The sequence below is a fragment of the Streptomyces sp. NPDC026659 genome (assembly GCF_040638245.1).
In the GTDB taxonomy this organism is placed as follows: domain Bacteria; phylum Actinomycetota; class Actinomycetes; order Streptomycetales; family Streptomycetaceae; genus Streptomyces.
The window spans coordinates 235,106-261,821 of sequence record NZ_JBEZXY010000010.1; the positions used below are offsets into that span (position 1 = coordinate 235,106).

A 26,716-nucleotide genomic window follows, 5' to 3' on the forward strand; every position below is an offset into this window, starting at 1 on the left:
CGGCCCGCCCCGGGGAGGCGAGGCGGGCCGTGCGGTCAGGAGGTGCAGGTGAGCGTGCCGTTCTCGGCGCCCTTGATCAGCGCCTCGTGCGCGGCGCGGAGCCGCTTCGCGTCGGGCTTGAGGACCTTGCGGTCATAGGTCATCAGCCCGTTCAACTCGCCCTCGACGTCCGTGATCTGGGTGTACACGGCGCCGTTGCCGCCCTTGCAGGCCGCGAGCTGCTCGACCTCCTTCAGCCGGTCGAGATACACATCGGTGTAGGTCTCCGGGGTGACGCCGACATAGGTCATCTGGACCGGGAAGGCGTGCCCGGGGACACCCAGGCCGAGGCCGCCGTACTCGCCGCTGACCAGGGCCCGTTTGCCGTCGGCCGCCGGGAGCTGCGGGCTGGGGTAGCCGTGGGCGTCGGCGATGTCGCCGTTGCCGCCGTCCACCGCGCCGCAGCAGTTGAGGCCGCTCATGTTGTTCACCAGCCGGGTCGGGTCGAGGGACTTGGCGTAGTCCGCGATCCGGGCCTGGTCGTACTGGCCCCAGCCCTCGTTGAAGGTGACCCACATGACCACCGAGGGGTGGCTGTCGTGCTGCTGGATCATCTGCTTGAGCTCGTGCTCGTACTCGGTGCGCGCGGCCGCCGACGGGTTGACCGTGTTCATCGCCGGCATGTCCTGCCAGATCAGCAGACCCAGCTTGTCCGCCCAGTAGTACCAGCGGTCGGGCTCGACCTTGATGTGCTTGCGCACCGAGTTGTAGCCCAGCTCCTTGTGCACCTTGAGGTCGTAGGCGAGGGCCTCGTCGGTCGGGGCCGTGTGGAGACCGTCGGGCCAGAAGCCCTGGTCGAGCGTGGCCATCAGATAGACCGGCTTGCCGTTGAGCAGGGTGCGCTGCTTGCCGTTCACCGTCTTGACCTCGATGGAGCGCATACCGAAGTAGCTGTCCACCCGGTCGGCCGAGGCACCCCGGCCCACGGTGACCTTCAGCTGGTACAGATGCGGGTCGTCCGGCGTCCAGGTGTGCGGGTGCGGCACCCGTACTTTCAGGGCCGTACCGGTGGTGCCGTGCGTGCGGCCCACCTCGCGGCGGCCGTCGTAGGCGACGGCCGTGACCGGCACGCCGTCGCGCACCCCGCGCACGTCCACCGCGACCGAACTCGTGGCGAGATCAGGGGTGGTCTTCACGTCCGAGGCGTGGTCGCGGGCGACCGGCTCCATCCACACCGTCTGCCAGATGCCCGAACTCGGCGTGTACCAGATGCCGCTGGGGTCGAGCCGCTGCTTGCCGATCGGCGGGTTCTCGCCGTTCGCCGAGTCGGTCGGGTCGTAGACGCCGACGATCAGCTCCTGCGAGCCGGACCGCTTGAGCGCGTCCGTCACGTCGATGCTGAACCGGTCGTAACCGCCCTTGTGCTCACCGACCTTGCGGCCGTTGACGTACACCTCGGCCTGCCAGTCCACGGCGTCGAAGTTCAGCTGGAGGCGCTGCCCGTGCGCGCGCCAGTCGGACGGCACGGTGAAGGTCCGCCGGTACCACATGCGGTCCTCGTGCCGTTCGATCCCGGAGAGCTGGGACTCCACCGGGTACGGGACGAGGATCTTCTCCGCCAGCTTCCGTCCCGTGGGCGGCAGTTCGCCCGCCTTGGCCCCGGCGAACTCCCAGGTGCCGTTGAGGTTCTTCCACGCGTCGCGGGTCAACTGCGGGCGCGGGTACTCCGGATGGGCGTTCTTCGCGCTCACCTGGTCGGCCCACTTGGTGCGCAGCTGGTACGTCGAGCCGTTGGTGCCGGTGCTCCAGAAGTCGCTGACGGCGGTGCCGTCGGCCTCGGTCAGGCCGCCCTTGCCGTCGTAGCGCAGGTCGGCGTAACCGCCGTGACCGCCGACCACCGGCTCCGTGAGCGGGACGACCAGCTTGGCCGGGTCGGAGGCGTCCAGGTGGGCGCTGCCGCGCGGCCACGCCGAGCCGCCGACATCGATGTCGAGGTGGCTGTCGAAGCCGGCCGGGGGAGCGGCGAGCGGCCGGTCGAAGTTCAGCACGAGGGTCTTGCCGTCGGGCTGGATGGCCGCGCTGTTGGGGCCGTTGTAGGTGAACCCGTCGGGCAGCGTGAACGCCGACTGCGGGATCGCCTGCTTGCCGCCGCCGGGCGGCGTCCAGCGCACATGCAGGTTCGAGCCGCCGTAGTGCTCGAAGTACTCGACCTTGAAGTCGTAGGCGTGGCCCGCCTCCAGGGTGACGGGCGCCGAGGTCTGCTCCCGGTCCCAGTCGTCGACCCAGTGGTCGATGACCGACTTGCCGTCGATCCAGAGCCGGAAGCCGTTGTCGCCCATGATCGAGAAGACATGGGCACCGCTCGCGGTGGGCGTGAGCTTGCCGGTCCAGCGCACGCTCACGTCGTCCTGCTGGCCGGTGCGGGCCTTCAGACGCGGTTCGAGGTCGGGGAAGTCGAGACTCGGATCGAAGCTCGTCGCCTTCAGGGCACCGAAGTCGAAGGCACCGGGGGCGGATTGGGTGTAGTACTCGCCCTTGAGCCCATGGGCGACGGGTGCCTCGGACGCCCGGGGCTCCGCGGGCGTGGCCTTGGAGCCGACCGCTCCGGCCAGCACCAGCGCCATGGCGGTGAACGCGGAGGCCAGCCAGCGGCCGGGGCGGATTCTGCGGCGGGGGAATGGTGGTTGCACGAGTACCTCCGGTGGGAAACGGAGTTGCGGGTGCGTGCTCTGCCCGTGCTTCGGAACATCTTGTATAACGTTGGAAACAAGGGCAGTTGGCATGAGAACACGCCTCCTGCGCTCTGTCCAGGTGTCTGACACGAGGCGTGGGAGGACAGCAGATGCGCGTGAGCCTGAAGGACGTGGCCGAACGTGCGGGGGTCTCCGTGAAGACCGTCTCCAATGTGGTCAACGACTATCCGCACGTCACACCGGCCATGCGGGCCCGTGTCCAGCAAGCCATCGACGAACTCGGCTACCGGCCGAATCTGACCGCTCGTCACCTGCGCAAAGGACGCACCGGAATCATCGGCCTGGCCGTGCCCGAACTCGGCAACTCCTACTTCGCCGAGCTGGCCGGCGCCGTCATCGACGCCGCCGCCCAGCACGAGTACACCGTGCTCCTCGACCACACCCAGGGCCTGCGCGAACAGGAGATCCTGGTCTGCCAGGGCTTCCGGGCCCGGGTCATGGACGGGCTGATCCTCAGCCCGCTGGAGCTGGAGACCGAGGACCTCGCCGCCCGCAGCGACGACGCGCCCCTCGTCCTCCTCGGCGAGCGCCGCTACGACCTGCCCTACGACCACATCGTCATCGACAACATCGCCGCCGCCCGCGCCGCGGTGCGCCATCTCCTCTCCCTCGGGCGGCGCCGCATCGCCTTCCTCGGCGCCCGTCAGGACCGCCTCCACCAGCCCGCCCACCTGCGATTCATCGGCTGGCAGGCGGAGCTGGCCGCCTCCGGACTCGTCGCCGACGAACGCCTGGTCGCCACTACCCGGGGCTGGGGTCACGAGGACGGCGCGCGAGCCATGGCCGCGCTGCTCGACGCCGGGGAACAGCCGGACGGGGTGTTCGCCTACAACGACCTGATCGCCCTCGGCGCGATGCGCGTGCTCTTCGAGCGCGGCCTGCGCATCCCCGAGGACGTGGCCGTCGTCGGCTTCGACGACATCACCGAGTCGCGCTACGGCGCCGTCACGCTCACCACCGTCTCCCCGGACAAGGTGGCCATCGCCCGCCTCGCCGTCGAGTCCGTGGTCGGTCGGCTCAAGGGCGAGCAGAACCACGAGGCGCCCCGACCGGCCCGCCAACTCCAGCCCGGCTTCACGCTCGTGGAACGCGAGAGCACCCTCGGACGGCGCGTACGCACCAGCTGACCAGCACAAATGCCGTACAGCAAAGGGAAGTTGGCCCGGATTGCGGTTGGATGACGTGCTGTCCGAGGTGTTTACACGGCCCTTGCAACGATGTAAAAAGCTCCTGATCTGGTCACCGCCGGACCGGCCTTCCGCAGTCCCGAAGTGGGGTAATCCGCATGAAGCCGCACTCCCGCAGCACCACCAGAACCATCCTCGCCGTGGGTCTCACCGCCAGCCTGGCGCTCGTCGCCGCCTGCACCAAGTCCGAGGACGACAAAGCCTCTTCGGGCAGCACCGCCGTGAACAACGACGCCGGGAAGCAGGTCGCCGAGAGCAGCGGCGGCAAGACCTGCGCGATCGGCGACTACGGCGCCGACAAGCTGGACCTGTCGAAGACGGTCGTCGGCTTCTCGCAGTCGGAGAAGGAGGCCAACCCCTTCCGCATCGCGGAGACCGCCTCCATCAAGGCCGAGGCGAAGAAGCGCGGCGTCAAGCTGCTCACCGCCAACGCCCAGTCGCAGTTCTCCAAGCAGATCAGCGACGTGCAGGACCTCATCGCCAAGGGCGCCAAGCTCCTCGTCATCGCCCCGCTCAACTCCGACGGCTGGGACCCGGTGCTCCAGTCCGCGCGGGACAAGAAGATCCCGATCATCACCATCGACCGCCAGATCAACGCCACCCCCTGCAAGGACTACGTGAGCTTCATCGGCTCCGACTTCGTCCAGCAGGGCCGGCGCGCCGCCGACCAGCTCATCGAGGCCACCGGCGGCAAGGGCGAGATCGCCATCCTGCTCGGCGCGGCGGGCAACAACGTCACCACCGAGCGCACCCAGGGCTTCGAGGAGCAGATCAAGGCCAAGGCCCCCGGACTCAAGGTCGTCTTCAAGCAGACCGGTGAGTTCACCCGCGAGAAGGGCCAGTCGGTCACCGAGCAGCTCATCCAGTCCAAGCCCGGCATCAAGGCGATCTACGCCGAGAACGACGAGATGGGCCTCGGCGCCGTCAACGCCCTCAAGGGCGCGGGCAAGAAGCCCGGCGCCGTGAAGATCGTGACGATCGACGGCACCCGCAACGCCGTCCAGGGCATCGCGGACGGCTGGATCAGCGCCGTCATCGAGTCCAACCCGCGCTTCGGGCCGCTCGCCTTCTCGACGCTCGACTCCTTCACCCAGGGCAAGCCGGTCGGCGAGGACATCGTCATCCAGGACAGCCAGTACACGAGCGCCAACGCCAAGGCCGACCTCGACAAGGCGTTCTGAGGCCGCGAAGGCAACTCTGAGCCATGCAAGGCCAGTTGAGTTCGACAAGGCTTACCGACAGCTCGTCATCGTGAGGCGCCGGGGGAACGACCGCTCCCGGCGCCCCGAGCAGGCACGTCGCCCATGACCCCCATGGAGAGCAGCCGTGACCGCACCTCCCGACGAAGTACTCGCCGTACGCGACCTGACCAAGCGCTTCCCCGGTGTACTGGCCCTGGACGGGGTGACGTTCACACTCCGGGCCGGTGAGACACACGCCCTGGTCGGCGAGAACGGCGCGGGCAAGTCCACCCTGATCAAGGTCCTCACCGGGGTCTACCGCCCCGACGAGGGCGAACTGCGCTACCGCGGCGCACCGGCCGCCTTCTCCACCCCGCTCGCCGCGCAGCACGCCGGGATCTCCACGATCTACCAGGAGGTCAACCTCATCCCCCTGATGAGCGTGGCCCGCAACCTCTGCCTCGGCCGTGAACCGCGCACCCGGCTCGGTCTGATCGACTTCGCCCGTATGCACCGCGAGGCGGCGGAGACCATGGCCGAGTACGGCGTCCACGTCGACGTCCGCCGCCCCCTGCGCGAACTCGGCGTCGGCGCCCAGCAGATGGTCGCGCTCGCCCGCGCCGTCTCCGTCGACGCCCGCGTGGTCGTCATGGACGAACCCACCTCCTCGCTCGAACCCCGCGAGGTGGAAACGCTGTTCGGCGTCATCCGGCGGCTGCGCGCCCAGGGCATCGCCGTGCTCTACGTCAGCCACCGCATGGACGAGCTGTACGCCGTCTGCGACACGGTCACCGTCCTGCGCGACGGCAGGCTGGTGCACACCGGCCCGCTGGCCGAGACCGGCCGCCTCCAGCTCGTCTCCCTCATGCTCGGCCGGGAGACGAGCGAGGTCAGCGCGGAGGGCGTCACCAAGTTCGCCGGAAGCCACGACGCGGGCGCCGAACCAGTGCTCAGAGCAGAGAAGTTGACGAAACGTCATCTGCTGAACGACGTCTCCGTGGACATCCGCCCCGGCGAGGTCGTCGGGCTCGGCGGGCTGCTCGGCTCGGGGCGTACCGAGACCGCCAAGGCCATCGCGGGCGCCCTCGCGCTCGCGGGCGGCCGGGTCACCGTGGCCGGACGGCCCGTGCGCACCGGCTCCACCGCCGCCGCGATCCGCGCCGGGATCAGCCTGCTGCCCGAGGACCGCAAGAGTGAGGGGATCGTGCCCGGGCTTTCCGTCCGGGAGAACATCGCCCTGGCCGCGCTGCCCCGCATGTCCCGCTTCGGCCTGGTCTCCGAGGCGAGCGTGGACCGTGTCGTCGACACCTTCATGAAACGGCTGCGGATCAAGGCCGCGAGCCCGCACCAGAAGGTCGGCGAACTCTCCGGCGGCAACCAGCAGAAGGTCCTCCTCGCCCGCTGGCTCGCCATGCAGCCCAAGGTGCTGCTCCTGGACGAACCCACCCGGGGCATCGACGTGGGCGCCAAGGCCGAGGTGCAGAAACTCATCGACGAACTGGCCGAGGACGGCCTCGGCGTCCTGCTGATCTCCTCCGACGTGGAGGAGCTGGTCGAGGGCTCGGACCGCGTGGTCGTGCTCCGGGACGGCGCCGTCGTCGGCGAGCTGACCGGCGACGACGTGAGCGAGGACCAGCTGATGCGGGCCATCGCCGAGGCGGCCGAGGAGGAGCCCCGCCATGACTGAACTCGCCCTCGACAGAAGGGCTTTCCCCGAACGCGCCGCGATGGTCGCCTGGCTCCAGAACTATGGCGTCTATCTCGGCCTCGCCGTCCTGCTGCTGTTCAACGTGCTCTTCACCGACCACTTCGTCTCCGGCGAGAACTTCCGCACCCAGGCCGTCCAGGTCTCCCCGGTCCTGATCGTCGCGCTCGGCATGGCGCTGGCCATCGGCACCGAGGGCATCGACCTGTCGGTGGGCGCGGTGATGGCGCTCGCCACCTCGGTCACCTCGCTCTACCTCGGCTACGGCCCCTGGCTCGCGCTGATCGTCGCCATGGTCGCCGGTGCCGTCGTCGGACTCGCCAACGGCTCCCTCATCGCGTACGTCGGGGTGCAGCCCATCGTCGCCACCCTCGCGCTCATGGTCGGCGGCCGCGGCATCGCCCTGGTGCTGCTGCCCCAGCTCAAGGACGTGCGCGATCCCACCATGGCCTCGCTCGGCGCGGGAAGCGTCCTCGGTATCCCGTACCTGGCGCTCATCGCGGCGGCACTGGCCGTGATCGTCGGCTTCGTCGTGCGCCGCACCATCTTCGGCCGCCGTCTCCTCGCCGTGGGCGACAGTCGGCCCGCCGCCCAGCTCGCCGGCCTCCCGGTGCGCGGCGTGCTGATCGCCGTCTACGTCTGCTCGGGCGTCCTCGCGGCCATCGCCGGATTCCTCGCCACGGCCCGGCTCCAGGCCAGCGACCCCAGCTCGCTCGGCAACCTCATGGAACTGTCCGCCATCACCGCCGTCGTGGTCGGCGGCACCCCGCTGACCGGCGGACGCGTCAGGATCGGCGGCACGGTGGCCGGAGCCGTCCTCATCCAGCTGCTGACGGCCACGCTCATCAAACACGATCTGCCCACGTCCTGGACGCAGATCGCCCAGGCACTGGTCATCGTGCTCGCGGTGTACGCGGCACGGGAGAGGGGCAAGCGGTGACCAGCACCAAGGAACACCCCACGACCGCCCCGCAGGCGGCACCCGCCGAGGACACCACCCGGCGCGGCGACCGCGTCGCCGCCCTCGCCCAGCGGCACGGCGCCCTGGTGGCCCTCGTCGTCCTCGCCGCCGTCGCCTCCCTCTCCTTCGACTCCTTCGCCACCGGCGACAATCTCGGCAACATCGCGGTCAACTCCGCGTTCCTCGCCACCGTCGCGCTCGGCATGACCTTCGTCATCGTCAGCGGCGGCATCGACCTCTCGGTCGGCTCCGTCTTCGTCCTCGGCGGGGTGCTCGCCGCCTGGGGCTCGCAGTACGGCACGGTCGTCGCCCTGCTGCTGCCGCTCACCGTCTGTGCGGTGATCGGCCTGGTCAACGGCCTCCTCGTGGCCCGCACCGGACTCGCCCCCTTCATCGTCACCCTCGCCTCGATGCTCGCCGCCCGCGGCATCATGCTCGCCATCACCGACGAGGGCGCCGACACCTACCTCGTCGCCAAGGGCTCCTTCTTCGCCACCCTCGGCCAGAGCAAGCTGCTCGGCGTGGCAACACCCGTATGGATCACGGCCGTTCTGTATCTGGCGGGCGGCATCCTGCTGCGCCGCACCGCCTTCGGCCAGCGGGTCTACGCCATCGGCGGCAACGAGCAGGCCGCCGCCCTCATGGGCGCCCCCGTCGCCCGCACCAAGATCGCCGTCTACACCCTCTCCGGCCTCCTGGCGGGCCTGGCCGGCGCGCTCAGCGCCGCCTACCTCGCCTCCGGCGTCACCATCCTCGGCTACGGCATGGAGCTCGACGCCATCGCGGCCGTCGTCATCGGCGGCACGCTCCTCACCGGCGGCCTCGGCTATGTCAGCGGCTCCCTCGTGGGCGTCCTCCTGCTCAAGGTCATCCAGAACGTCATCAACCAGATCGGCTCCCTGGACTCCGCCTACCAGCAGGTCGCCAGCGGGGCGTTCCTCGTCCTGGTCGTCATCGCCCAGACGTGGCTGGCGAGGCGGCGGCGGGTGGGGTGAACCCGGCGCCGCACGGCGTTGACGGCGTCGGGTTCAGCCCGCCGCCGTCAACGCCTCCAGCGCACTCGCCTGGGTGCGCCAGTCCACCGGGTTCGGCGCCGTACCCGCCCAGCGCGCGCCCAGCCGGTTCAGCGCGTCCCGGTCGGTGCCCCAGATCGAGTCGGCCTGCCGGGTGAGATACGCGCGGTAGGCCGACGATCCGGTGGCGGCCGCGAGGTCGGCGAGATGCCGTACGAACACGCCCTTGAACTGCTTCTGGTTGTCGTCGCACGACGCGGACCCGATGTCGCAGGATTCGGTCAGAACCCCGTCGCGCGTCAGCTGCGTGGAGGTCGTCGCCGCGTCCGCGAGCCGCCGGGCGGTGTCGAGATAGCGGCTCTGCCCGGTCGAACGCCACAACTGGGTGAACGCGCCGATGGCCAGCCCCTGGTTGTAACTCCACACCGTCTGGCCGTTGTTGGCGCACGACGAGTTGAGTCCGTCGTTCACCAGGCCCGAGGAGTTGATCATTCCGCTGTTGAGGTACCAGTCCGCAGCCGTCGTCGCCCGCGCGCCCCACGTCGTGTCGCCGGAGACGCGCTGGTGCAGCGAGGTCACCAGCCACAGGTAGAGCCCGTTGGTCACGGCGTTCTTGTACGTGCGCTCCCGGTTCCACCACACCCCGCCGCCGCAGGTGCCCGTGTCCCAGTACTGCTGCACGTAGGTGGTGATGGTGACCGCCTCGTCCAGATACCGCTTGTCGTGCGTGTAGTCGTACGCGTCCACCCACGCCACCGCCCACCACGCCGCGTCGTCGATGGCACGGCTGATGAAGTGCCCCTCGATCGGGTCCGAACTGCGGCCGCCCGCCGGGAAGACTCCGTTGTTCTGCTCGAAGGTCCGGGCGATCACCCAGTCGTAGTCGTGCCGTCCGCTGGTTCGCGCGAAGTCGATCAGCGAGGTGAGGGCCACCGCCGAGTTCCACCAACTGCTTCGCCACCAGCCCTCGTTGACGTGGTACGACGCCACGAGCGCGTCCGCCGCCGCACGTGCCCGGGTCGGCACCGGCCGCGCCCACGCCGTGCAACTGCCCTCCTGGTGCGACGCCTCCCGGCCGCAGGCCCGCACGGCGCCGCCGTACAGCAGCCCGCGCGGATCGCGGGTCGCGAACATCCTGGTCCGCCCCGAACTCGCCCCGGAGGCAACGGAGGTACGACCCAGCGACGATCCTTCCGGCCAGCTCGCGCCCTCGTCCCAGGACCGGTCGAGCCAGATCTCGTCCCCCGCACCGCCGTTCTCGACGACACCCCAGGCCGTGCCGTTCGCCTGGTCCATGTGGAGGCTGATGGTGCGGCCGTAGAGCGTGGTCGCGGGCACCGGGCGCGTGTCGCCCGCCGCGGTCGCCGGGTCGGCGCCGTCACAGGCCGAACCGTCGCACACCTGCGGCCGGAACCAGTCCGTGCAGGTCACCGCCCCCGCGTCCCCGCACGCCCGGACCCAGCCGCGCCGGTGCGCCACCGGATCGGTGACGTTGTACATCAGCGTCCGCGTGCCGGTCCACGAGCCCGGGATGCTCGCCTTGCCGAGCAGTCCGTCCCAGGTGGCACCCCGGTCCCAACTCCGGTCCAGCCAGACGGAATTCCCTTGAGTTCCCTGGTCGATGCTGGCCCACGCCATGTCGTCCGCCTCGGACACGTGCAGGCGCAGCAGCCGCCCGTTGATGTTCCGGTCAGCCACCGGGAAGCTCTCCTGCCGCGCCTGCGACGGATCGAGCGTGTCACAGGCGAGCGCGCACACCGCCGTCGCGGCGACGGACGGCGTGGGCAGCGCGAGCAGCCCGCCCAAGGCGAGGGTCAGTGCGAGAAGTCCTCCGAGGAAGCGATGTCTGCGAGTCGGCATGGCGCGTCCGTCCTGTCGGTCGTCCGTTCGTCCAAGGGGCCGAGCGATCCGAGTGATCGACAACTTTCCAACGTTGAACCACTCCGGTCATGAGCACGACAGCACCGCGCGGGGGGTCTGTCCAGCCCGGGGACGGACTCGGCCGGAACGCGACGCTGTGCCCCGGCTTCCGCTGCCGCCGCGCGCCCCCACGTGCACGGACTACCGCACAGAAGTGCAGAGTTGGGCTCATGGCTCTCGTACTGCTTCCGATCCTGCTGCTGATCGGCCCCGGAGTGTGGCGCTGGGCCCGTGCCCTCGCCGACGGACGATGGCGGCACAGTGCGGCCTGGTTCTCCGGTACGGCCGCGCTGCTCCTGATGGCGACCGGGGTCACGTATCTCAGCGGCGCTCTCGCCGGGGCGTCGCTGGACCCGGAGGAGGCGTGCCACGCCGACGGCCAGACCTACGACGCGGCCTACCGCCGGGCGCACCTCGACGCATACACGCGCTGGTTCCCGCTGCACGACAAGTGCAACGCGGGATACGACCTCGTGCCGGGCTGGGTGAATCCGGCGCTGGTGACGCTGCCGGTGCTGGCCGTCGCTTGCGTGGCGTACGGCGTGTGGCTGGGCACCGCCGGACGTCGGACCTCGAGCCAGGGCCGCTGACCGGACTCGTCAGAGCCCGCCCACGACGTACGTGTCGTAGATCCCCAGCAGGTCCTCGTCCTCGGGGATGTCCGTCCGGTACAGCGTCTCCCGGCAGAACACGGCCGTCAGCCGGACCAGTTCGCACAGGCCGGGAAAGGACGAACGCGGCAGGAAGCGCGGCCGGGCATCCCTGTCCCAGTAGGGGGCGGCACGCAGCGCATCGCGCAGCTCCTCGAAGGGATCGTTGACGAGGAAGCCGTGTGCCGTACGGGCGCGACGAAGAGGCGCGAACTGCTCTGCAGTGTCGGCGACCGCGGCCCGCAGAAACTCGCGCGGCGTGACGCCGGGGCGCTCGTCGTCGATCACGCAGTACAGGCCGAGCGTCGGGACGGACCGGTAGGCCCGGACAAACTGTCGACGTAGGGGAGCCGGCAGATCCAGCCACGATGCCGGCCCGGTCGTTCCCGCTTCGGGCAGCGCGGCGGCGGCCGCCCGTTCCGCCGCGTCGACCGTCTCGCCGCTCACCGCCAGAGTCGTCAACTGGTCCGGTACGGCGGGGTTCCAGTCGAAGACGCAGAGCACCTCGACGGCTGCTACTTCGCGCACATCTCGTCCTTGACCGCGACCAGCAGTACGGCGAACGCGATGGGCGCGACCGCCTGGTATCCCACCCACACGTCGCCTCCGGCAGTCCCACCCCGCCACGCCATCAGCAGCCCGACAAGCGCCGTCAACACCCACCCGCCGTCATACGCGACCATGAGCCGCGTGTACATGCGCATCGACCGGCTGCGCGTGTAGCCGATCTCGGCGCCGCCGCAGATCAGCAGGGCCAGCCCGGAGACGGCCATCAGCCAGACGGGTACGCCGAGCAGCCGCCCGAGCGGGGCGGCGGCGGTGATGCACGTGGCGGCGAGCAGCAACTTGAAGGCGCCGTCGGCGACAGCACCCGCCGTGCGGCGGGTCACCCACGGTGTCGCGACCTGGGTCATGAGCGTTCCTCCTTGAAGCTCGCGTCAACTGGACTATTCCGTAAGGAGATTACGGTAATAATGAAACTATGAGAATGACGAGGGCGGAAGCCAAGGAACGCAACCGCCGTGCCCTGCTGGACGCCGCGTTCCAGGTCGTCTCCCGGGACGGGTACCGGGCCAGGCTCGAGGAGATAGCCGAGCGCGCCGATCTGACCACCGGCGCGATCTACTCGCTGTTCGGGAGCAAGAACGGCCTGGTCGTCGCCCTCGTCGCTGATCATCTGCGGCCGTACTACGAGGAGATCGAGCAGGCGGTGCCGGCCGGACTGGATCTGCTCGAAGCGGTCGACGCCTTCGCGCGGCACTACCGGCGCGGCTGTGACGCCCCCGACGCGCGGTCCGGCCTGTCGCTTCAGATCACCTTGCTCGACATGGCTCTGCACGACCCGGAGCTGGGGGACCGACTCGCCGCGTCCGTACGGTCGCAGGAGAGTCACCTGGTCGCGCTGTTCGCCGGACGATCGCACCACGGGGGCGTCGTGACGATGCATCAGGCGCAACGGTTCACCACCGCGCTCAGGGCCCTGTTCGTCGGCCTCGCTCAGGGCGTGACCCTCGGCCTCGCATCCGGCGCGGACGAGCAGTACTTCGCCGACGCCGCCCGCGCGTTGGTGTCCGGCCTGTCCCTGGTCGGTCACGACGCGGATGCCTCGTGACCGACGGCCCACCCGCCCCGTGAACTCCGTTACCAAAGAGGCCCGTTACACCTGTGGACACCGCAGGGGCGCCGTGTTCTGATGCGTGGGGACCGGATTTACAACGTTGTAGCCGCACCGGTCCGACCGGTAGTCCAGTGCACTTGTCGTCTCCGTACGTCCACCGCGCTCGCGAGAGCGCCGTTGCCCCCCATGGAGCGTGCCGTGCGACCACCCCTGTCCCGTTCACCCCGCGGACGCCTCACCCGCGTCGCCCTCGTCTGCGCGACGGCGGCCCTGGGGCTGACCTGCGCCGATCCGGCCACCGCGAGCCAGGCGGCCACACCCGCCCGCAAGGCCACCGTGTCCGTCCAGAACGCCAGATTCCAGGTGCTGTCCCCGACGCTGATCCGCACCGAGTACGCCGGGGACAACCGCTTCGAGGACAGCGCGACATTCAACGCGATCGGCCGGGACGGCTTCACGCCGCCCGCGTACAGCTCGTCCGTCAAGGACGGCGTCCTGACCATCACCACCAGCGCCCTGACCCTGCGCTACGAGGTCGGTTCGGGGCCCTTCTCCGCCGACAACCTGACCGTCCGGCTGAAGGCGGGCCAGGACCAGGTGCTCGCCGCGCCCTGGCAGCACCCGGACTGCGCGGTCGGCACGCTGTGCGAGGCCGAGGAGCAGCTGCACGACGGTCCCGGAGTCGCCACCGACCACGCCGGGTTCACCGGCAAGGGCTTCCTCGCGGGCTTCGAGGTGAACAGCAACTCGCTTACCACGGACGTACGTTCGGAGAAGTCCGGCACCTACGACTACGCCGTCCGCTACGCCAACGGCACCGGCTCCGACGGACGCCACGAGACCCGTACCCTCAGCCTCAGCGTCGACGGTGGAGCGGACCGGACGTTCAGCCTCCCCGCGACCACCGACTGGAACGCCTGGGGCGTGGCCCGCGTTCCGCTCACGCTCGGCGCGGGTCACCACACCGTACGGCTGCACCGCACCGCCGCCGACTCCGGCGCCGTCAACATCGACAGCGCGGCCCTGACCAACCCCGGCGCCGACTACCCGGGCAAGGCGTCGACGGCCATATCCGGCTGCCACTTCGGCACCGGCTGCGAGGCCGAGGACACCCTCCTCGCGGGCTCCGCCGTGCTCGCCACCGACCACCAGGGCTACACCGGCGACGGCTTCGCCGCCGAGCTGAACAAGGACGCCCGGCTCACCGCCCACGTCACGGACGTCCCCGCCGACGGCACCTACCTCCTCCACCTGCGCTACGCCAACGGCACCGGCGGCGACGGCCTGCACCAGGCCCGCGAGGTGCGCGTCGGCACCGGCACCGGCACGGACACCACCCTCACCCTCCCGGCGACCGACAACTGGGACACCTGGAAGTCGGCCTCCGTACCGGTGCAGTTGAAGGCGGGAACCAACGACGTCACGCTCAACTGCCCCGACACCACGAGCTGTCACGTCAACGCGGACACCCTCGCGGTGACCGCGCGGACCGACCCGGCCCCCCAGTCCCACCTCGCCCTCGGCGGCTACCGGCGCAGCCTCGACGGGCTCAATGGTGACAACGACCCCAACCCCCGTACCACTTCCGGTCTGTTGCACCGCGACGGCTGGTACCTTCTCGACGACACCGCCTCCGCGACGTACGACACCCGCACCGAGAAGGCCGTCCCGCGCCCCTCGCACGGCGCCGGTCCCTACCAGGACGGCTACCTCTTCGGCTACGGCCACGACTACAAGCAGGGCCTCACCGACCTCGCCACCCTGACGGGACCGCCGCAGCTGCTGCCCCGCTGGGCGTACGGCGTCTGGTACTCGGAGTACATCGACCGCACGGCCGACGACTACGAGAAGACCATCCTGCCCGCGTTCCGCAAGGCGGGCGTCCCGCTGGACGTGCTGGTCACGGACACCGACTTCAAGTCGCCCAACACCTGGAGCGGCTGGAACTTCGACCCGGCCAAGTACCCCGATCCCAAGGGATTCTTCGACTGGTCGACCGCCGAGGGCCTGCACAACACGCTCAACGTGCACCCGAGCATCCTGGAGTCCGACCCGCAGTACGCGAAGGCGATGGCGACCGCCAAGAACAAGCTGGCCAAGGGTGGTTGCGCCTCCAGTGCGGGCTCGGCGTGCCGTACGTTCGACTTCGGCGACCCGGACCAGCTCAAGGCGTACCTCGATCTGCACCGCCCCTTCGACCAGGCCGGGAACGACTTCTGGTGGCTCGACTGGTGCTGCGACGCCTCCCGCTCCTCGCAGCCCGGCGTCACCCCGGACGCCTGGATCAACCAGAAGTACGCCGACCTGACCGCCGAGACCAGCGAGCGGGGCTTCGTCCTCTCGCGGGCCTACGGTTCCCTCCAGGCGGGCGGCTACAGCGGCGGCGTCGGCCTGCCCACCGGCCCCTGGGCCGACAAGCGCAGCACGCTCCACTTCACCGGCGACACCTCCTCCACCTGGGGCACCCTGCACGCCGAGGTCGGCTACACCCCCGGCGAGTCCGTCGCCACCGGCATGGCAGCCGTCAGCCACGACATCGGCGGCCACAACGACGGCCACGGCATCCCCGGCGCCGAGACCTACACCACCGACGACGGCCGCAGCCACCGCACCACCAAGCTCCCCGACGACCTGTACGCCCGCTGGGTGCAGTTCGGCACCTTCCAGCCCGTGGACCGCCTGCACAGCAACCACAGCGACCGGCTCCCCTGGCAGTACGGCGACGCGGCCCGCGACTCCGCGAGCAAGTTCCTGAACCTGCGCGAGTCCCTCGTGCCGTACACCTACACGCTGGCCCAGCAGGCGAACACCACCGGCGTCCCGATCGTCCGGCCGCTCTATCTCGACTACCCCGAGGAGGAGAACGCCTACGGCAAGGCGGGCGGCGAGTACCTCTACGGCCCCGACATGCTCGTCGCGCCGGTCACCACCCCCGGTACGAGCACGACCACCTCGGTGTGGTTCCCGCCCGGCCAGTGGACCGACTACTTCACCGGCCGCGTCTACAACGCGGGCACCGGCGGCGCCACGTACGACGTGACGACCACCCTCGACACCATGCCCGTCTTCGTCCGCGCGGGCGGCATCGTCACCACCCGGGCCGCACACGTGGACCACGACGCGGCGACCCCGCTCGACAAGGTCGCCGTCACGGTCGCGACCGGCGCGCCGGGCTCCTTCACCCTCTACGAGGACGACGGCGTGAGCACCCCGTCGCGCCACCGCGCGGCCACCACCCGCATCAACTACACCGAGCACGCCGGGCGCCACACCCTCCGCATCGGCCCGGCCAAGGGCTCCTTCCACGGCCAGGTGTCCCGCCGCTCCTGGACGGTCACCTTCCAGGGCGCGGACCACGCGCCCACCGGCGTCACGGCGGCCGGCAACCGCCTCGCCCCCTCGGCCTGGCACTGGGACGCCGACACCAAGTCCCTCCGGGTCACCCTGCCGACCACCACGATCCGCACGCCGGTGACCGTCGAGTACCGGTAGTTCAGCCGGGCACATGGGCCGCCGCTAGACTCCGTCCGACGTCACACCACCCGAAGGGAATTCGGTGACCGAGGACCGGGACGGCATCGTCGTCCACTGGCGGCCCATGTGCCCGTACTGCATGAAACTCCGGCTGCGGCTGCGCTTCTCCAAGCTGCCGTACACCGAGGTCAACATCTGGCGCGACCCGGAGGCGGCCGCCTATGTGCGCTCGGTCGCGGACGGCAACGAGACCGTCCCGACCGTGTCCGTGGCGGGCCACGCCCTGGTCAATCCGTCCCTGGCGGAGATCGAGCGGGCGGTCGCGGAGTATGCCCCGCATCTGTTGCCGGGTGGGCGCTGAGCGGGCCGTCGGCACGGGAGGTGACGGCCAACTCTTATACGAAAAGGCTCAGTTGACATACTCCGCGACCGCACCCCGCTCCCCCGACCCCCGCGCGATCAGCCGCGTCGGCACCGTGACCGTACGGACCCGGCTGCGGTCGCCGTCCAGGCGGGACAGGGCCGTGACGGCGGCCGTGCGGCCTATCTCCTCGGGGTTCTGGGCGACCACCGTGAGGGCCGGTTCGAGGGCGTCCGCGAGGGCGATGTCGTCGAAGGCCACCACGGCCACGTCCTTGCGCCGGTCGCGGGCGAGGCGGGCTACGACGCCGACGGCGACGATGTTGTTTCCCGCGAACAGCGCCGTCGGGGGATCGGGCAGCGCCAGCAGCCGCGCGGTCGCTTCGCCCGCCCCGCCCTGGTCGTGGGCGCTCGCCACCAGCAGCCGGTCGTCCGGCAGCCCGGCGTCCCGCAGCGCCTCGCGGTACCCGGCGAGCCGTTCGCGACGCGTGTAGAGCTTGGTCGGCAGGTCGCCGACGAAGCCGATCCGGCGATGCCCGTGCGCGATCAGATGGGCCACCCCGGACCGCGCCCCCGCCCGGTTGGAACTGACCACGCTGTCCGTGGCCAGACCCGCGCCCGGCCGGTCGACGAAGACCACCGGGAGTCCCGCCGAGCGATGGGGCTTGAGGTGGGCGTGGTCCGCGCCCACGGACGGCACCACCATGAGGATGCTCACCCGGCGCGCCAGGAACTTGTCCGTCAGCGCCCGCTCCCGGCCCGCGTCGTCTGCCGACGAGCCCATCAGCAGGGTCAGCCCCCGCTCGCGGACGCTGTCCTCGATGCTCCCGGCCACGGCGCCGAAGAAGGGGTTGCCCAGGTCGGGCACGACGAGCCCGATGGTGGTGTCGGGCCCGCCGACGCGGATGTTGCGGGCCATCAGGTTCGGCTGGAAGCCGAGGCGGGCGACGGCGGCGAGCACCCGCTCCCTGGTCCCCGCCGAGGCGGGCCCGTCCTCGTTGAGGACGCGGGAGACCGTCTTGGCGCTGACACCGACCTCGCGTGCGACGTCGGCCAGGGTGGGGCGGCGGTTCGCTGCCATGGAGCAAACGTCTCCTGTGCTCGTCGGCTCCGGCCGCGGCCTCGGCCGGAGACGCGTGAGTGCTGACACGCGGGTCCGGCGTCGGCGCCGGCCCGCGGTGTCGGCGGGACCTCGACCCCGGGTGTCGGAGGGGTCGCGGCCCTGGTGTCAGGGGGTCTCGACCCCGGCGGCCTTCACGGCCTCGGAGTCGGCGACGACAGTATCGCCGCTCTCGTTCACGGTGAGCGCGCCGGTCATGATCGCGACCACCTCCGCCATCGAGTAGTCCGACGGCTTGATCACCGCCGCCCGCTTGCCCAGCCGGTGCACATGGATGCGGTCCGCGATCTCGAAGACGTGCGGCATGTTGTGGCTGATGAGGACGACGGGCAGCCCCCGGTCCTTCACCCGCCGGATCAGGTCGAGCACCTGCCCGGACTCCTTGACCCCGAGCGCGGCGGTCGGCTCGTCCATGACCACGACACTGCGTGCCCAGGCGACCGACCGCGCCACTGCCACGGCCTGCCGCTGCCCGCCGGACAGCGTCTCGACGGCCTGGGTGAGCGAGCGCAGCCCGATCTTCAGATCGGCCATGTGCCCGGCGGCCTCCTGCCGCATCCGCTTCTTGTCCAGCATCCGGAAGACGGTGCCGAGCACTCCGGGACGCCGCAGCTCACGGCCGAGGAACATGTTCGACGCGATGTCCATGGACGCGGCGACGGCCAGGTCCTGATGCACCGTCTCGATCCCGTGCGCCCGCGCGCTCTGCGGCCCCGAGAACCGGATCGGCTCGCCATTGAGCCGGATTTCGCCCGCGTCCGGCACGAGCGCGCCGGTCAGCGCCTTGATCAGACTGGTCTTGCCGGCCCCGTTGTCGCCGATGACGGCGAGGACCTCACCGGGCAGCAGATCGAAATCGGCGCCGTCGATCGCGGTGACCTGCCCGTACCGCTTGACCAGACCGCGCGCCTGGAGGACGGGGGTGGGGGAGTCGGTGGCGGTCATCGGGCCCTCTTCCGGGAGAACTGGTCGACGGTCACCGCGAGGATCACCAGGATTCCGGTGATCAGCGTCTGGTAGATGGACGCGACGCCCATCAGCTGGAGCCCGTTGCGGAAGACACCGACGATCAGGACACCGATGAAGGTGCCCAGCACCGAACCGCGCCCGCCGAACAGACTTGTCCCGCCGATGACCACCGCTGTGATGGAGTCCAGGTTGTCGGTCTGGCCCGCCTGCGGATCGCCCACCCCGGTACGGGAGATGAGCAGCAGCGCGGCCACGCCGTAGAGCAGCCCGGCGACGGTGTACACGCCGATGGTCAGCCGCGAGGTGCGCACGCCGTTCAGCCGCGCCGCCTCCACGCTGTTGCCCAGGGCGTACACGTGCCGGCCCCAGCCGGTGCTGCTCAACGCGTAGGCGAACACCAGGAACAGGGCGATGGTCACCAGCGAGCCGTAGGTGATGTCGGTGTGCCCGAGCGGGAACGTCTGCCCAAGTGCCGTCAGCGAGCTGGGCAGTTGGGTGACCGTCTGCTCCTCCGAGTAGATGTGGGTCAGCGCGAACGCCACGTTGAGCATCCCGAGCGTCACGATGAACGGCGGCAGCGGGATCTTCTCCGTCAACACCCCGTTCAGCAGCCCGAATCCGCCGCAGACCAGCATGCCCAGGACGATCGCGAGCAGCGGCGGCAGTGTGCCCTCGGCGGCCATCCTGGCCATCATGATGCTGCCGAACGCCATCACCGCGCCGCACGACAGGTCGATCCCGGCGGTGAGGATGATCAGGGTCTGCCCGATGGCGAGCGTTCCCACGACCATGACCTGCTGCACGATCAGCGAGAAGTTCCCGCCGGTGAGGAACTGGTCGGTGGAGAAGGAGAAGAAGACACAGGCGATCAGGAGCGCGGCCAGCGGGCCGGTGGTCGGCGCCGTGAGCAGTCGGCGCGCCGTACCGGGCGCCGAGAGATCGGCGTACGGCGTGGTCGTGGCTGTCATTGCGGAGTCCTTGTCGAAGGAGCCGTGCGGGAGGACTTCGGGCGGGGTCCTTCGAGGGTGCCGGGGTGTTCCGGCCGCGAAGTGCCCGCGAAGGAGAGGGTGTTGAGGGAATGAGGGGGCGGCCGTCCCTCAGGGGAGTAGGGACGGCCGCCCCGGTCGGTGGCGTACGGCCTCGGGGCGGCTCAGCCCCAACAGTTCTCCAGGCCGTACGCGGTGTCCTTCGAAGTGACCCCCGACTGCGGCTTGTCGGAGATCAGGTTGACGCCGGTGTCGGTGTAACCGGACGCCTTCTTGCCGTCCTTGGCGTACGTGACGACGGCCTTGACGCCCTCCGCCGCCATCTTCAGCGGGTACTGCTGCGCCGTGGCCGCGATCTGCCCGCTCTTGACGGCCTTGGTGCCGGTACAGCCGCCGTCGACGGAGACGATCAGCACGTCCTTCTCGCGGCCCTTGGCCTTCAGGGCGGTGTAAGCACCCAGCGCGGCGGGCTCGTTGATGGTGTAGACGAGATTGATGCCGGGTTCCTTCTGGAGGCAGTTCTCCATCGCGGTCTGCCCCTTGGCCTGGTCGCCCGCGGTGTCCTGCGAGCAGACCACCGACGGGTCCTTGGCACCGACGCCGAAGCCCTTCAGGAAGCCGTCGTGCCGCTGGACGCCGACGGAGACACCGGGCGCGAGGTCGAGCGTGGCGATCTTCGCCTTCTTGCCCTTCATCGCGGCCTTGGCGTACTCGCCGATCAGCTCGCCGGCCTTGAGGTTGTCGGTCGCGAACAGCGCGTCGACGGCCGTCTGCGGCTCGGTCGGCGTGTCCAGGGCGATGACCAGGACACCCTTGGCCTGGGCCTTCTGGATCGCGGGCACGATCGCCTTGGAGTCGCTCGGCGTGATCAGGATGCCCTTCACCCCGGAGGCCACCATGTTCTCGATGGCGGTGACCTGCCCGGCATTGTCACCGTCGAACTTGCCTGCGGCGGTCAGGAGTTGGGCGTGGTTCTCCTTGGCGGACCGCTCCGCGCCCTCCTTCATCTTGACGAAGAACGGGTTGGTGTCGGTCTTGGTGATCAGACCCACCTTGACCCCGCCCGAGCCGGAGCCCGCGGACCCCGAACCCGAACCGGAGCCGCAGGCGGTGAGGGTGAGCGCCGCGACACCCAGACACGCGGCGGCTCTGAGGACGGTCGGACGCTGGCGGGTGATGCGAGACATGAACGACTCCTGCGGGATTGCGAGCGGCGCGGCCGGCATCGGTGCATGCCGTCCCGAGGTGTCATCGTTGACTTATGTCATCGTTGACACGGCATGGCGAGGATGATGGACGCCCTCTCCCGGCAACGTCAATGGCTTGTACTTGTCACAAATCGGCAACGCGGCGGATTCGCCGTCACCCTCGGCGAAACCCGCCCCCGCGCCTCAAAAACCAGTCCCCGCCGAACCGTTGACGCTCCCGGGCCGGTGACGCATCATCGGTTCACCTGCCGTCCCCGGCGAGGCGCTGACGCGTGCCGCCGACGCCGGGCCGCGTTCCGCCTTCCGTGTCGCCGACCGGCAGGAACGGCGACGACGCTACCCGCGCGTGACCGAGCGGGCCATCTCCTGACCCCGTGACTTGCCACGCCTTCGGCGGGCTCTCTTCGAGTTGCCCTGCCGCATGTCGATCTCCCGAGTTGAACGCGTTCAAAAATGCGGGCTACGCTGATCCCGGACGAAACCGAGGGGGATTCGATGAAGGTAGTGCTGCCCGGGGGAACCGGACAGGTGGGCACGATTCTCGACCGTGCGCTGACGGCGGCCGGTCACGAGGTCACGGTACTGACCCGGCGTCCCACCCGGGCGCACGACATCGCATGGGACGGCGCCACGCTCGGCTCCTGGGCAGCGGCGATCGACGGCTGCGACGTCGTGATCAACCTGGCCGGACGCAGCGTCTCCTGCCGCTACACCGCCGAGAACCTGCGAGCCATGATGGACTCCCGGGTGGACTCGGCCCGGGTGGTCGGCGAGGCGATCGCCGCCGCCGCTCGGCCACCGCGCGTCTGGCTGCAGATGAGTACGGCGACGGTCTACGCCCACCGCTTCGACGCGGCGAACGACGAGGCAACCGGAGTGATCGGAGGCGCGGAACACGGAGTGCCGGACTACTGGGCCTACAGCGTCGAGATCGCGAAGAACTGGGAGCGTGCCCAGGCCGAGGCGCCGACTCCCGCCACCCGCAAGGTCGCGCTGCGCTCGGCGATGGTCATGAGCCCGGACCGGGGCGGTGTCTTCGCCGTCCTGTCACGACTGGTCCGGCTGGGACTGGGCGGCCCGGTGGCTGGCGGCGCGCAGTACGTCTCCTGGATCCACGACGAGGACTTCGTACGAGCGGTGGAGTTCCTGATCGCCCGCGACGACATCGCCGGCTCGGTGAACCTCGCCTCCCCGGCTCCCCTTCCGCACCGCGACTTCATGCGAGCCCTGCGTACGGCCTGGGGCGTCCCCCTGGGGCTGCCCGCGACACGCTGGATGGCCGAACTGGGAGCGTTCGCGCTCCGCTCGGACACGGAACTGCTGCTCAAGAGCCGTCGGGTGGTGCCGGGGCGGTTGAGTGCGGCGGGGTTCGCTTTCGAGTGGCCCGAGTGGGAGAAGGCCGCCACGTCCCTCGTGCAGCGGGCCAGGGTCATTGACGGCTGACCGTACGGGTCACGCCCGTCACGATCGTCGTCGCCAGGATCCAGCCGGTGAGGATCAGACCGTAGGACAGCCACTGGTACCAGCCCTGAGGGGCGAACGCCGACTCCTGGCCGAAGTCGATGACCGGCAGGAGCAGGTCGAGCGTGTAGAAGACCGGATTGAAGTCGGGGGCCTCGCCCGCCTTGACGGGGCGCGGGTGGTGCAGGCCGTACGCGATCGATCCCACGGCCAGGACGGACAGCAGCCACACGGCCGCGCGCAGCGGGCGGAAACCGTAGCCGACGGTGGCGTCCTGGACGTATCCCCACAGCCGTGCGTACCAGACGAGCGTGGTGCGTCGACGGCGCAGCTTGGCGAGTTGCACGAGCCGGGCCGCGTCGTCGTCGCCGACATGGCGGTACGCCGCGATCAACTGCTCGTAGGAATGGGGTTCGTACGGTCCGCCGTCGCGCTCCAGCATCGGGAGACGGCGCTCGGCAGGCTCGTGCGGGGTGAGCACCGTGTACTGGAGATTGCTGAGCAGCACCCGCTCGGGGAGCATCTCCGGTTCGAGGGTCAGGATCTCGAAGTGGGAGCGCCGCAGGTTCAGGGCGCCCTCGATGCGGTCACCACGGCGTATCCACAGCTCACCGATGACACAACTGCTCGCGCGCAGCGCCGTGTCGCCCGGATGCGACAGGCGGGCGTGGAGCAGGTCGAGGCGACCCGGTATGCGTGCGCCCCGCAGCTCGATCCGCCCGCGTGCGCGTAGGCAGCGCGCCCGTACGTGCGCCTCCACGGTGAGGTTCTGCGCGTCCAGTGCGATGCCGCCCGGGTTGTCGAACTCGGCGTCCTGGATGTTGATTCGCCCCACGACGGAGGCTCCGGTGAGCCGTACCTGTCCGTGCGCGCGCATCTCCGGGGCCCACAAGTCGGCACCGACCGACGCCTGGTTGAGCCACAGCGCCGAGCCGGAATCGTCCCCCGCCGTGAACTCCGTCCGCTCCATGACCAGCGCCCCGGAAATCCGCGCCCCGCTGAGCCGTACCGGCCCCTGTACGCGGCAGTCCGTCATCCGCAGCGGCCCCCCGACCCGCAAGGTCGCGGCGTCCAGGCCCGGCAGAACGGAACTCCGCAGACTGAGCTGGCGCAGTTGGGCACCGTAGAGTTCGGGAACGCTGTCGAACTGGCAGTGGCTCAAGCGGACAGCGGCGTCGATCGTGGAGTACTTCAGGTCCAGCACGCCGGTGATCCGCGCCCCGGTGAGCTTGAGGGCGGCTATCTCGCCCTCTTCCTGCGGAGCTTGGAGCAACAGCGCCCGCAACACACGTGCTCGTACGGTGCGTTCGGCGCCGTACGTGGTGTCGAGCGCCGGGTCCTCGTCCTCGGCGCGGAAGTCCACGGACTCGCCGCGCGGAAATGCCTGCCACACCCGCGTCTCGGCCGGTGTCAGCTCGCTGATGTCGATCACGCCGGGACTCTGGCGGGGCCGTTACGGAGCTGTCAACTGTGGTGCGGCGGGATCAACTTGTGGGGCACGTCAGCCCCGTGTCACACGTGTGGCTCCCACGCGGCGACGAGGTCCAGGAGCCCCGGGAAGCGGGAGTTGAGGTCCTCGACGCGTACGTGGCTGCGGCGTTCGAGGCCGTACTGCCGCTGACGGGTGACGCCCGCCTCGCGCAGGGCCTTGAAGTGGTGCGTGAGTGAGGACTTGGGCCGGTCGAGGCCGAACCATCCGCAGGGGTGGTCGAACTGCTCGGACTCCAGCAGCAGTTTGCGCACGATCGTGAGCCGCAGCGGATCGCTGAGCGCGACGAGCACGGTCTCCAGACGCAGCTCGTCCACGGCGGGTTCGGGGAGCGGCTCGGGCAGGCCGGGCGGCTCCGGCGGCGGGGGAGTGGCTGCGGCTCCTGCGGCGACGGACATGCGCGGCTCCTCGTGACGGCGACGCGACCCGGCTTCCTCGGCCGGGCCGATTTCCTTGTACGGGTTCCATCGTACTACCTGCTAAGTTCGACTCAACTCGTACAACGGATGTCGGGAGGAACAGTCATGCCCGGACAACGAACAACGCAGGTCAGCGCCGTGACAATGGAGCGCGGGGGAGGAGCGGCCCCGCTGTGGTGGGTGTGGCTGTCCGCGTGGCCGGTCACTGCCGTCTTCGTGCTCTCGAACGCGGCGACCCCGCTCTACGTGCTCTGGCAGCGCGACATCGGCTTCTCCAAGGGCACGCTGACCGTGGTCTTCGCGTGCTACATCGTCGGACTGCTCGGCTCGCTGCTGGTGTGCGGCGTGGTCTCCGATCGGCTGGGCCGCAAACCCGTACTGCTCCCCGCGCTGGCGCTCGCGCTGGCCGCGTGTCTGATCTTCGCCACCGCGACGAGCGTCGCCGCGCTGATCGCGGCGCGGCTGTTCACCGGCATCGCGGTGGGCGCCGTCGTCTCGGCCGGGATGGCCGCCGTGAGCGACATCGCCGGGCCCGCCCGCAAGCGGACCGGTGCCCTGTTCGCCTCCTGTGCGATGGTCTTTGGTGCCGGTCTCGGACCGCTGCTGGCCGGGGTCCTCTCTGAGACGCTGCCCGCGCCGACGGTGACCGTCTTCGCCGTGGAGGCCGCCCTCCTGCTCACGGCGGTGCTCGCCGTACTGCGTACGCCGCTGGACTGCCCCACGGCACCGGCCCGGGGCGCCTGGGTCCGGGTACCCGCTGTACCGCCCGGCAGCGGACGCCAACTCGCCCAAGGAATCGCCGTGTTCGCCCCCGGCATTACCGCCACCTCATTCGTGCTGTCGCTCGGCCCCTCGCTGCTGACCGGACTGCTCGACGCCACCAGCCGCGTCGTCGCGGGCGCCCTGGCCTTCGCCATGTTCCTCGCCGCGACCGGTGTGCAGTTCGCCGTGCGGCGCCTGGACCGGCGGACGGTACTGCTCTCCGGCGCCACGGCGACCGCGCTGGCCATGTCGGTGCTGATCATCGCCGTCCGTACGGCCTCCGTCCCGGCGCTCGTCGGCGCGGCGCTGCTCGCGGGCGCGGGCCAGGGCATGGGCCAACTCGGCGGCCTCTCCCTGCTCAACGCCGCCGTGCCCCCGGCCCGCCTGGCGGAGGCCAACGCCGCGCTGAACGTGGGTGGTTACCTCATGGCGGGCATCCTTCCGGTCCTGGCCGGCTACCTCAGCGACGCGGTCGGGCTGACGACAGGGACCACGGTGTTCGGCGCGGCCTTGCTCGGATTGGCGCTCGTGGGCGGCGGGGTGGTCCTCACAGGCGGAAGTTCGAGAAAGAGGCCCGTCAACCGACCTGTCGCTGAACCCGCCACCCGACCGTAAGCTCAGCGGCATGACGGCGGCGACGGACGAACAGGCGGCGGAGCGCTCGGCACTGCGGCACGCCCTGAGCGAGCTGGACGCGCGGCTCGCCGACGTCACCTCGCGCGGGCCCGGGGCATATCTCCGGTTCGAGCCCTGGGTGGAGCAACTGCGGACACCGGCGGCCGCGTTCCTGCGGCCGGACCTCGAACGGCGGCTCGCTCGGCACGTCGACGCCGACGACTCCTTCGCGCGGGGCCGGATCGCCCATGTTCTGGCGGGCGCCTGCGGTGTGGCCGCGCTGCCCGCGTTGTTGCGCGCTCGGGAAAGCGATCGCAACGACGACGGGGACACCCTGGAGCTCACCGTCCTCGATCTGTTCTCCGCGTGGCCGGAGGAATCGACCAGGCTGGTCCTGGACTGCCTCGACTCGGCCGATCCCAGGACCCGTCGGGTCGGCATCTGGGGCGTGGCCGTCATCGACTTCGGCGGTGCGCGGTACTTCGGGGTGGTGGCCGACGCGGCCTCCGACCCGGACCCGCAGGTGCGGGCCCATGCGATGAGTACGCTCGGCAGCGTCTTCGGCGTCGGCGACCCGCCACGAGCCCTGGCCGTCCTGCTCGCCGGCGCCCGCGATCCCGCGCCCGAGGTGCGGCGCAGCGCGGTCTCGGCCCTCGGCCGCTCGCGCGAGGAGGCGGTGACCGATCTGTTGGTCGCCTGCGCCGAAGACGCCGACCGGTGGGTGCGGTTCTGGACCGCGTGGTCCCTGGCGCGCCGACCCGGCCCGACGGTACGGGCCGCGCTCGAACGGCTTGCGGCGGACGAGGACGGTGACGTGCGCGACGCGGCGCGTACGGTCATGGGGTTGCCGGTCGCGCCGGGGTGAGGCGAGCCGACTGCCCGAGGG

At 70.3% G+C, this 26,716-nt stretch carries 22 protein-coding genes; 12 read left to right on the forward strand and 10 right to left on the reverse strand.

What is annotated here, in order from left to right:
- Window positions 1–35 precede the first annotated feature (35 nt).
- On the reverse strand, window positions 36–2,603 hold the full coding sequence (locus AB0E91_RS25075) for a PA14 domain-containing protein (RefSeq protein ID WP_361786227.1): 2,568 nt from the start codon (window positions 2,601–2,603) through the stop codon (window positions 36–38).
- 218 nt (window positions 2,604–2,821) lie between these two features.
- Here AB0E91_RS25075 and AB0E91_RS25080 point away from each other — a divergent pair, with 218 nt between their 5' ends.
- The 5 genes from AB0E91_RS25080 (at window position 2,822) to AB0E91_RS25100 (ending at window position 8,761) form a co-directional block, all read left to right on the forward strand.
- Window positions 2,822–3,859 carry a LacI family DNA-binding transcriptional regulator gene (locus AB0E91_RS25080; protein WP_161178410.1) on the forward strand — a complete coding sequence of 346 codons (1,038 nt, stop codon included), beginning with the start codon at window positions 2,822–2,824 and terminating at the stop codon, window positions 3,857–3,859.
- A 158-nt stretch (window positions 3,860–4,017) separates the two neighbouring features.
- A complete protein-coding gene (locus tag AB0E91_RS25085; RefSeq protein ID WP_361786068.1) occupies window positions 4,018–5,100 on the forward strand; it encodes an ABC transporter substrate-binding protein in 1,083 nt (360 codons plus the stop codon).
- A gap of 145 nt (window positions 5,101–5,245) precedes the next feature.
- Window positions 5,246–6,787, forward strand: coding sequence for a sugar ABC transporter ATP-binding protein (locus tag AB0E91_RS25090; protein WP_361786071.1), 1,542 nt, complete (start codon window positions 5,246–5,248; stop codon window positions 6,785–6,787).
- On the forward strand, window positions 6,780–7,745 hold the full coding sequence (locus AB0E91_RS25095) for an ABC transporter permease (RefSeq protein ID WP_361786074.1): 966 nt from the start codon (window positions 6,780–6,782) through the stop codon (window positions 7,743–7,745). Before AB0E91_RS25090 ends, AB0E91_RS25095 begins: the two co-directional genes overlap by 8 nt.
- Window positions 7,742–8,761: an ABC transporter permease gene (locus tag AB0E91_RS25100; protein ID WP_361786077.1), complete on the forward strand. Its 1,020-nt coding sequence runs from the start codon at window positions 7,742–7,744 to the stop codon at window positions 8,759–8,761. The genes AB0E91_RS25095 and AB0E91_RS25100 overlap by 4 nt, the downstream gene beginning before the upstream one ends.
- A gap of 33 nt (window positions 8,762–8,794) precedes the next feature.
- Here AB0E91_RS25100 and AB0E91_RS25105 read toward each other — a convergent pair whose 3' ends face one another.
- Window positions 8,795–10,639 carry a glycoside hydrolase family 76 protein gene (locus AB0E91_RS25105; RefSeq protein WP_361786080.1) on the reverse strand — a complete coding sequence of 615 codons (1,845 nt, stop codon included), beginning with the start codon at window positions 10,637–10,639 and terminating at the stop codon, window positions 8,795–8,797.
- 230 nt (window positions 10,640–10,869) lie between these two features.
- On the opposite strand from AB0E91_RS25105, the gene AB0E91_RS25110 reads away from it, so the two are divergent.
- Window positions 10,870–11,289 carry a hypothetical protein gene (locus tag AB0E91_RS25110; RefSeq protein WP_361786083.1) on the forward strand — a complete coding sequence of 140 codons (420 nt, stop codon included), beginning with the start codon at window positions 10,870–10,872 and terminating at the stop codon, window positions 11,287–11,289.
- Window positions 11,290–11,298: 9 nt separating this feature from the next.
- On the opposite strand, the gene AB0E91_RS25115 is transcribed toward AB0E91_RS25110, so the two are convergent.
- Window positions 11,299–11,853, reverse strand: a complete 555-nt coding sequence (locus AB0E91_RS25115) for a hypothetical protein (RefSeq protein WP_361786086.1) — start codon at window positions 11,851–11,853, stop codon at window positions 11,299–11,301.
- An 11-nt stretch (window positions 11,854–11,864) separates the two neighbouring features.
- Window positions 11,865–12,263: a hypothetical protein gene (locus AB0E91_RS25120; RefSeq protein ID WP_361786089.1), complete on the reverse strand. Its 399-nt coding sequence runs from the start codon at window positions 12,261–12,263 to the stop codon at window positions 11,865–11,867.
- A 74-nt stretch (window positions 12,264–12,337) separates the two neighbouring features.
- On the opposite strand from AB0E91_RS25120, the gene AB0E91_RS25125 reads away from it, so the two are divergent.
- From AB0E91_RS25125 to AB0E91_RS25135, 3 genes are all read left to right on the forward strand, one after another.
- On the forward strand, window positions 12,338–12,961 hold the full coding sequence (locus AB0E91_RS25125; RefSeq protein WP_361786092.1) for a TetR/AcrR family transcriptional regulator: 624 nt from the start codon (window positions 12,338–12,340) through the stop codon (window positions 12,959–12,961).
- 204 nt (window positions 12,962–13,165) lie between these two features.
- A complete protein-coding gene (locus AB0E91_RS25130; RefSeq protein ID WP_361786095.1) occupies window positions 13,166–16,459 on the forward strand; it encodes a TIM-barrel domain-containing protein in 3,294 nt (1,097 codons plus the stop codon).
- A 64-nt stretch (window positions 16,460–16,523) separates the two neighbouring features.
- Window positions 16,524–16,802 carry a glutaredoxin domain-containing protein gene (locus AB0E91_RS25135; RefSeq protein WP_361786098.1) on the forward strand — a complete coding sequence of 93 codons (279 nt, stop codon included), beginning with the start codon at window positions 16,524–16,526 and terminating at the stop codon, window positions 16,800–16,802.
- A 48-nt stretch (window positions 16,803–16,850) separates the two neighbouring features.
- On the opposite strand, the gene AB0E91_RS25140 is transcribed toward AB0E91_RS25135, so the two are convergent.
- The 4 genes from AB0E91_RS25140 to AB0E91_RS25155 form a co-directional block, all read right to left on the reverse strand.
- Window positions 16,851–17,882, reverse strand: a complete 1,032-nt coding sequence (locus AB0E91_RS25140) for a LacI family DNA-binding transcriptional regulator (RefSeq protein ID WP_361786101.1) — start codon at window positions 17,880–17,882, stop codon at window positions 16,851–16,853.
- Between the two features lie 147 nt (window positions 17,883–18,029).
- Window positions 18,030–18,866, reverse strand: a complete 837-nt coding sequence (locus AB0E91_RS25145) for an ATP-binding cassette domain-containing protein (RefSeq protein ID WP_361786104.1) — start codon at window positions 18,864–18,866, stop codon at window positions 18,030–18,032.
- The gene (locus tag AB0E91_RS25150; protein ID WP_361786107.1) at window positions 18,863–19,858 is read right to left on the reverse strand and encodes an ABC transporter permease; all 996 of its coding nucleotides are present in this window, start codon (window positions 19,856–19,858) and stop codon (window positions 18,863–18,865) included. The genes AB0E91_RS25145 and AB0E91_RS25150 overlap by 4 nt, the downstream gene beginning before the upstream one ends.
- A gap of 182 nt (window positions 19,859–20,040) precedes the next feature.
- Window positions 20,041–21,063, reverse strand: coding sequence for a sugar ABC transporter substrate-binding protein (locus AB0E91_RS25155; protein ID WP_361108695.1), 1,023 nt, complete (start codon window positions 21,061–21,063; stop codon window positions 20,041–20,043).
- Window positions 21,064–21,579: 516 nt separating this feature from the next.
- On the opposite strand from AB0E91_RS25155, the gene AB0E91_RS25160 reads away from it, so the two are divergent.
- On the forward strand, window positions 21,580–22,527 hold the full coding sequence (locus AB0E91_RS25160) for a TIGR01777 family oxidoreductase (protein ID WP_361786110.1): 948 nt from the start codon (window positions 21,580–21,582) through the stop codon (window positions 22,525–22,527).
- Here AB0E91_RS25160 and AB0E91_RS25165 read toward each other — a convergent pair.
- Together AB0E91_RS25165 and AB0E91_RS25170 are read right to left on the reverse strand one after the other, a co-directional pair.
- Window positions 22,514–23,974, reverse strand: a complete 1,461-nt coding sequence (locus AB0E91_RS25165; RefSeq protein ID WP_361786230.1) for a membrane-associated oxidoreductase — start codon at window positions 23,972–23,974, stop codon at window positions 22,514–22,516. The genes AB0E91_RS25160 and AB0E91_RS25165 overlap by 14 nt on opposite strands.
- An 83-nt stretch (window positions 23,975–24,057) precedes the next feature.
- Window positions 24,058–24,432: an ArsR family transcriptional regulator gene (locus AB0E91_RS25170; RefSeq protein WP_361786113.1), complete on the reverse strand. Its 375-nt coding sequence runs from the start codon at window positions 24,430–24,432 to the stop codon at window positions 24,058–24,060.
- Window positions 24,433–24,558: 126 nt separating this feature from the next.
- Between AB0E91_RS25170 and AB0E91_RS25175 the strand changes: the two genes are divergently transcribed.
- On the forward strand, window positions 24,559–25,830 hold the full coding sequence (locus AB0E91_RS25175; protein WP_361786116.1) for an MFS transporter: 1,272 nt from the start codon (window positions 24,559–24,561) through the stop codon (window positions 25,828–25,830).
- Window positions 25,831–25,840: 10 nt separating this feature from the next.
- The gene (locus AB0E91_RS25180; protein ID WP_361786119.1) at window positions 25,841–26,695 is read left to right on the forward strand and encodes a HEAT repeat domain-containing protein; all 855 of its coding nucleotides are present in this window, start codon (window positions 25,841–25,843) and stop codon (window positions 26,693–26,695) included.
- Window positions 26,696–26,716: the final 21 nt, after the last annotated feature.

Excerpts from the sequence above, each read along its gene's own strand:
- AB0E91_RS25075 (WP_361786227.1), bottom strand. The coding sequence starts at position 2,603 with ATGGCGCTGGTGCTGGCCGGAGCGGTCGGCTCCAAGGCCACGCCCGCG.
- AB0E91_RS25080 (WP_161178410.1), top strand. The coding sequence starts at position 2,822 with ATGCGCGTGAGCCTGAAGGACGTGGCCGAACGTGCGGGGGTCTCCGTG.
- AB0E91_RS25085 (WP_361786068.1), top strand. The coding sequence starts at position 4,018 with ATGAAGCCGCACTCCCGCAGCACCACCAGAACCATCCTCGCCGTGGGT.
- AB0E91_RS25095 (WP_361786074.1), top strand. The coding sequence starts at position 6,780 with ATGACTGAACTCGCCCTCGACAGAAGGGCTTTCCCCGAACGCGCCGCG.
- AB0E91_RS25105 (WP_361786080.1), bottom strand. The coding sequence starts at position 10,639 with ATGCCGACTCGCAGACATCGCTTCCTCGGAGGACTTCTCGCACTGACC.
- AB0E91_RS25110 (WP_361786083.1), top strand. The coding sequence starts at position 10,870 with ATGGCTCTCGTACTGCTTCCGATCCTGCTGCTGATCGGCCCCGGAGTG.
- AB0E91_RS25120 (WP_361786089.1), bottom strand. The coding sequence starts at position 12,263 with ATGACCCAGGTCGCGACACCGTGGGTGACCCGCCGCACGGCGGGTGCT.
- AB0E91_RS25125 (WP_361786092.1), top strand. The coding sequence starts at position 12,338 with ATGACGAGGGCGGAAGCCAAGGAACGCAACCGCCGTGCCCTGCTGGAC.
- AB0E91_RS25140 (WP_361786101.1), bottom strand. The coding sequence starts at position 17,882 with ATGGCAGCGAACCGCCGCCCCACCCTGGCCGACGTCGCACGCGAGGTC.
- AB0E91_RS25145 (WP_361786104.1), bottom strand. The coding sequence starts at position 18,866 with ATGACCGCCACCGACTCCCCCACCCCCGTCCTCCAGGCGCGCGGTCTG.
- AB0E91_RS25150 (WP_361786107.1), bottom strand. The coding sequence starts at position 19,858 with ATGACAGCCACGACCACGCCGTACGCCGATCTCTCGGCGCCCGGTACG.
- AB0E91_RS25155 (WP_361108695.1), bottom strand. The coding sequence starts at position 21,063 with ATGTCTCGCATCACCCGCCAGCGTCCGACCGTCCTCAGAGCCGCCGCG.
- AB0E91_RS25160 (WP_361786110.1), top strand. The coding sequence starts at position 21,580 with ATGAAGGTAGTGCTGCCCGGGGGAACCGGACAGGTGGGCACGATTCTC.
- AB0E91_RS25170 (WP_361786113.1), bottom strand. The coding sequence starts at position 24,432 with ATGTCCGTCGCCGCAGGAGCCGCAGCCACTCCCCCGCCGCCGGAGCCG.
- AB0E91_RS25175 (WP_361786116.1), top strand. The coding sequence starts at position 24,559 with ATGCCCGGACAACGAACAACGCAGGTCAGCGCCGTGACAATGGAGCGC.
- AB0E91_RS25180 (WP_361786119.1), top strand. The coding sequence starts at position 25,841 with ATGACGGCGGCGACGGACGAACAGGCGGCGGAGCGCTCGGCACTGCGG.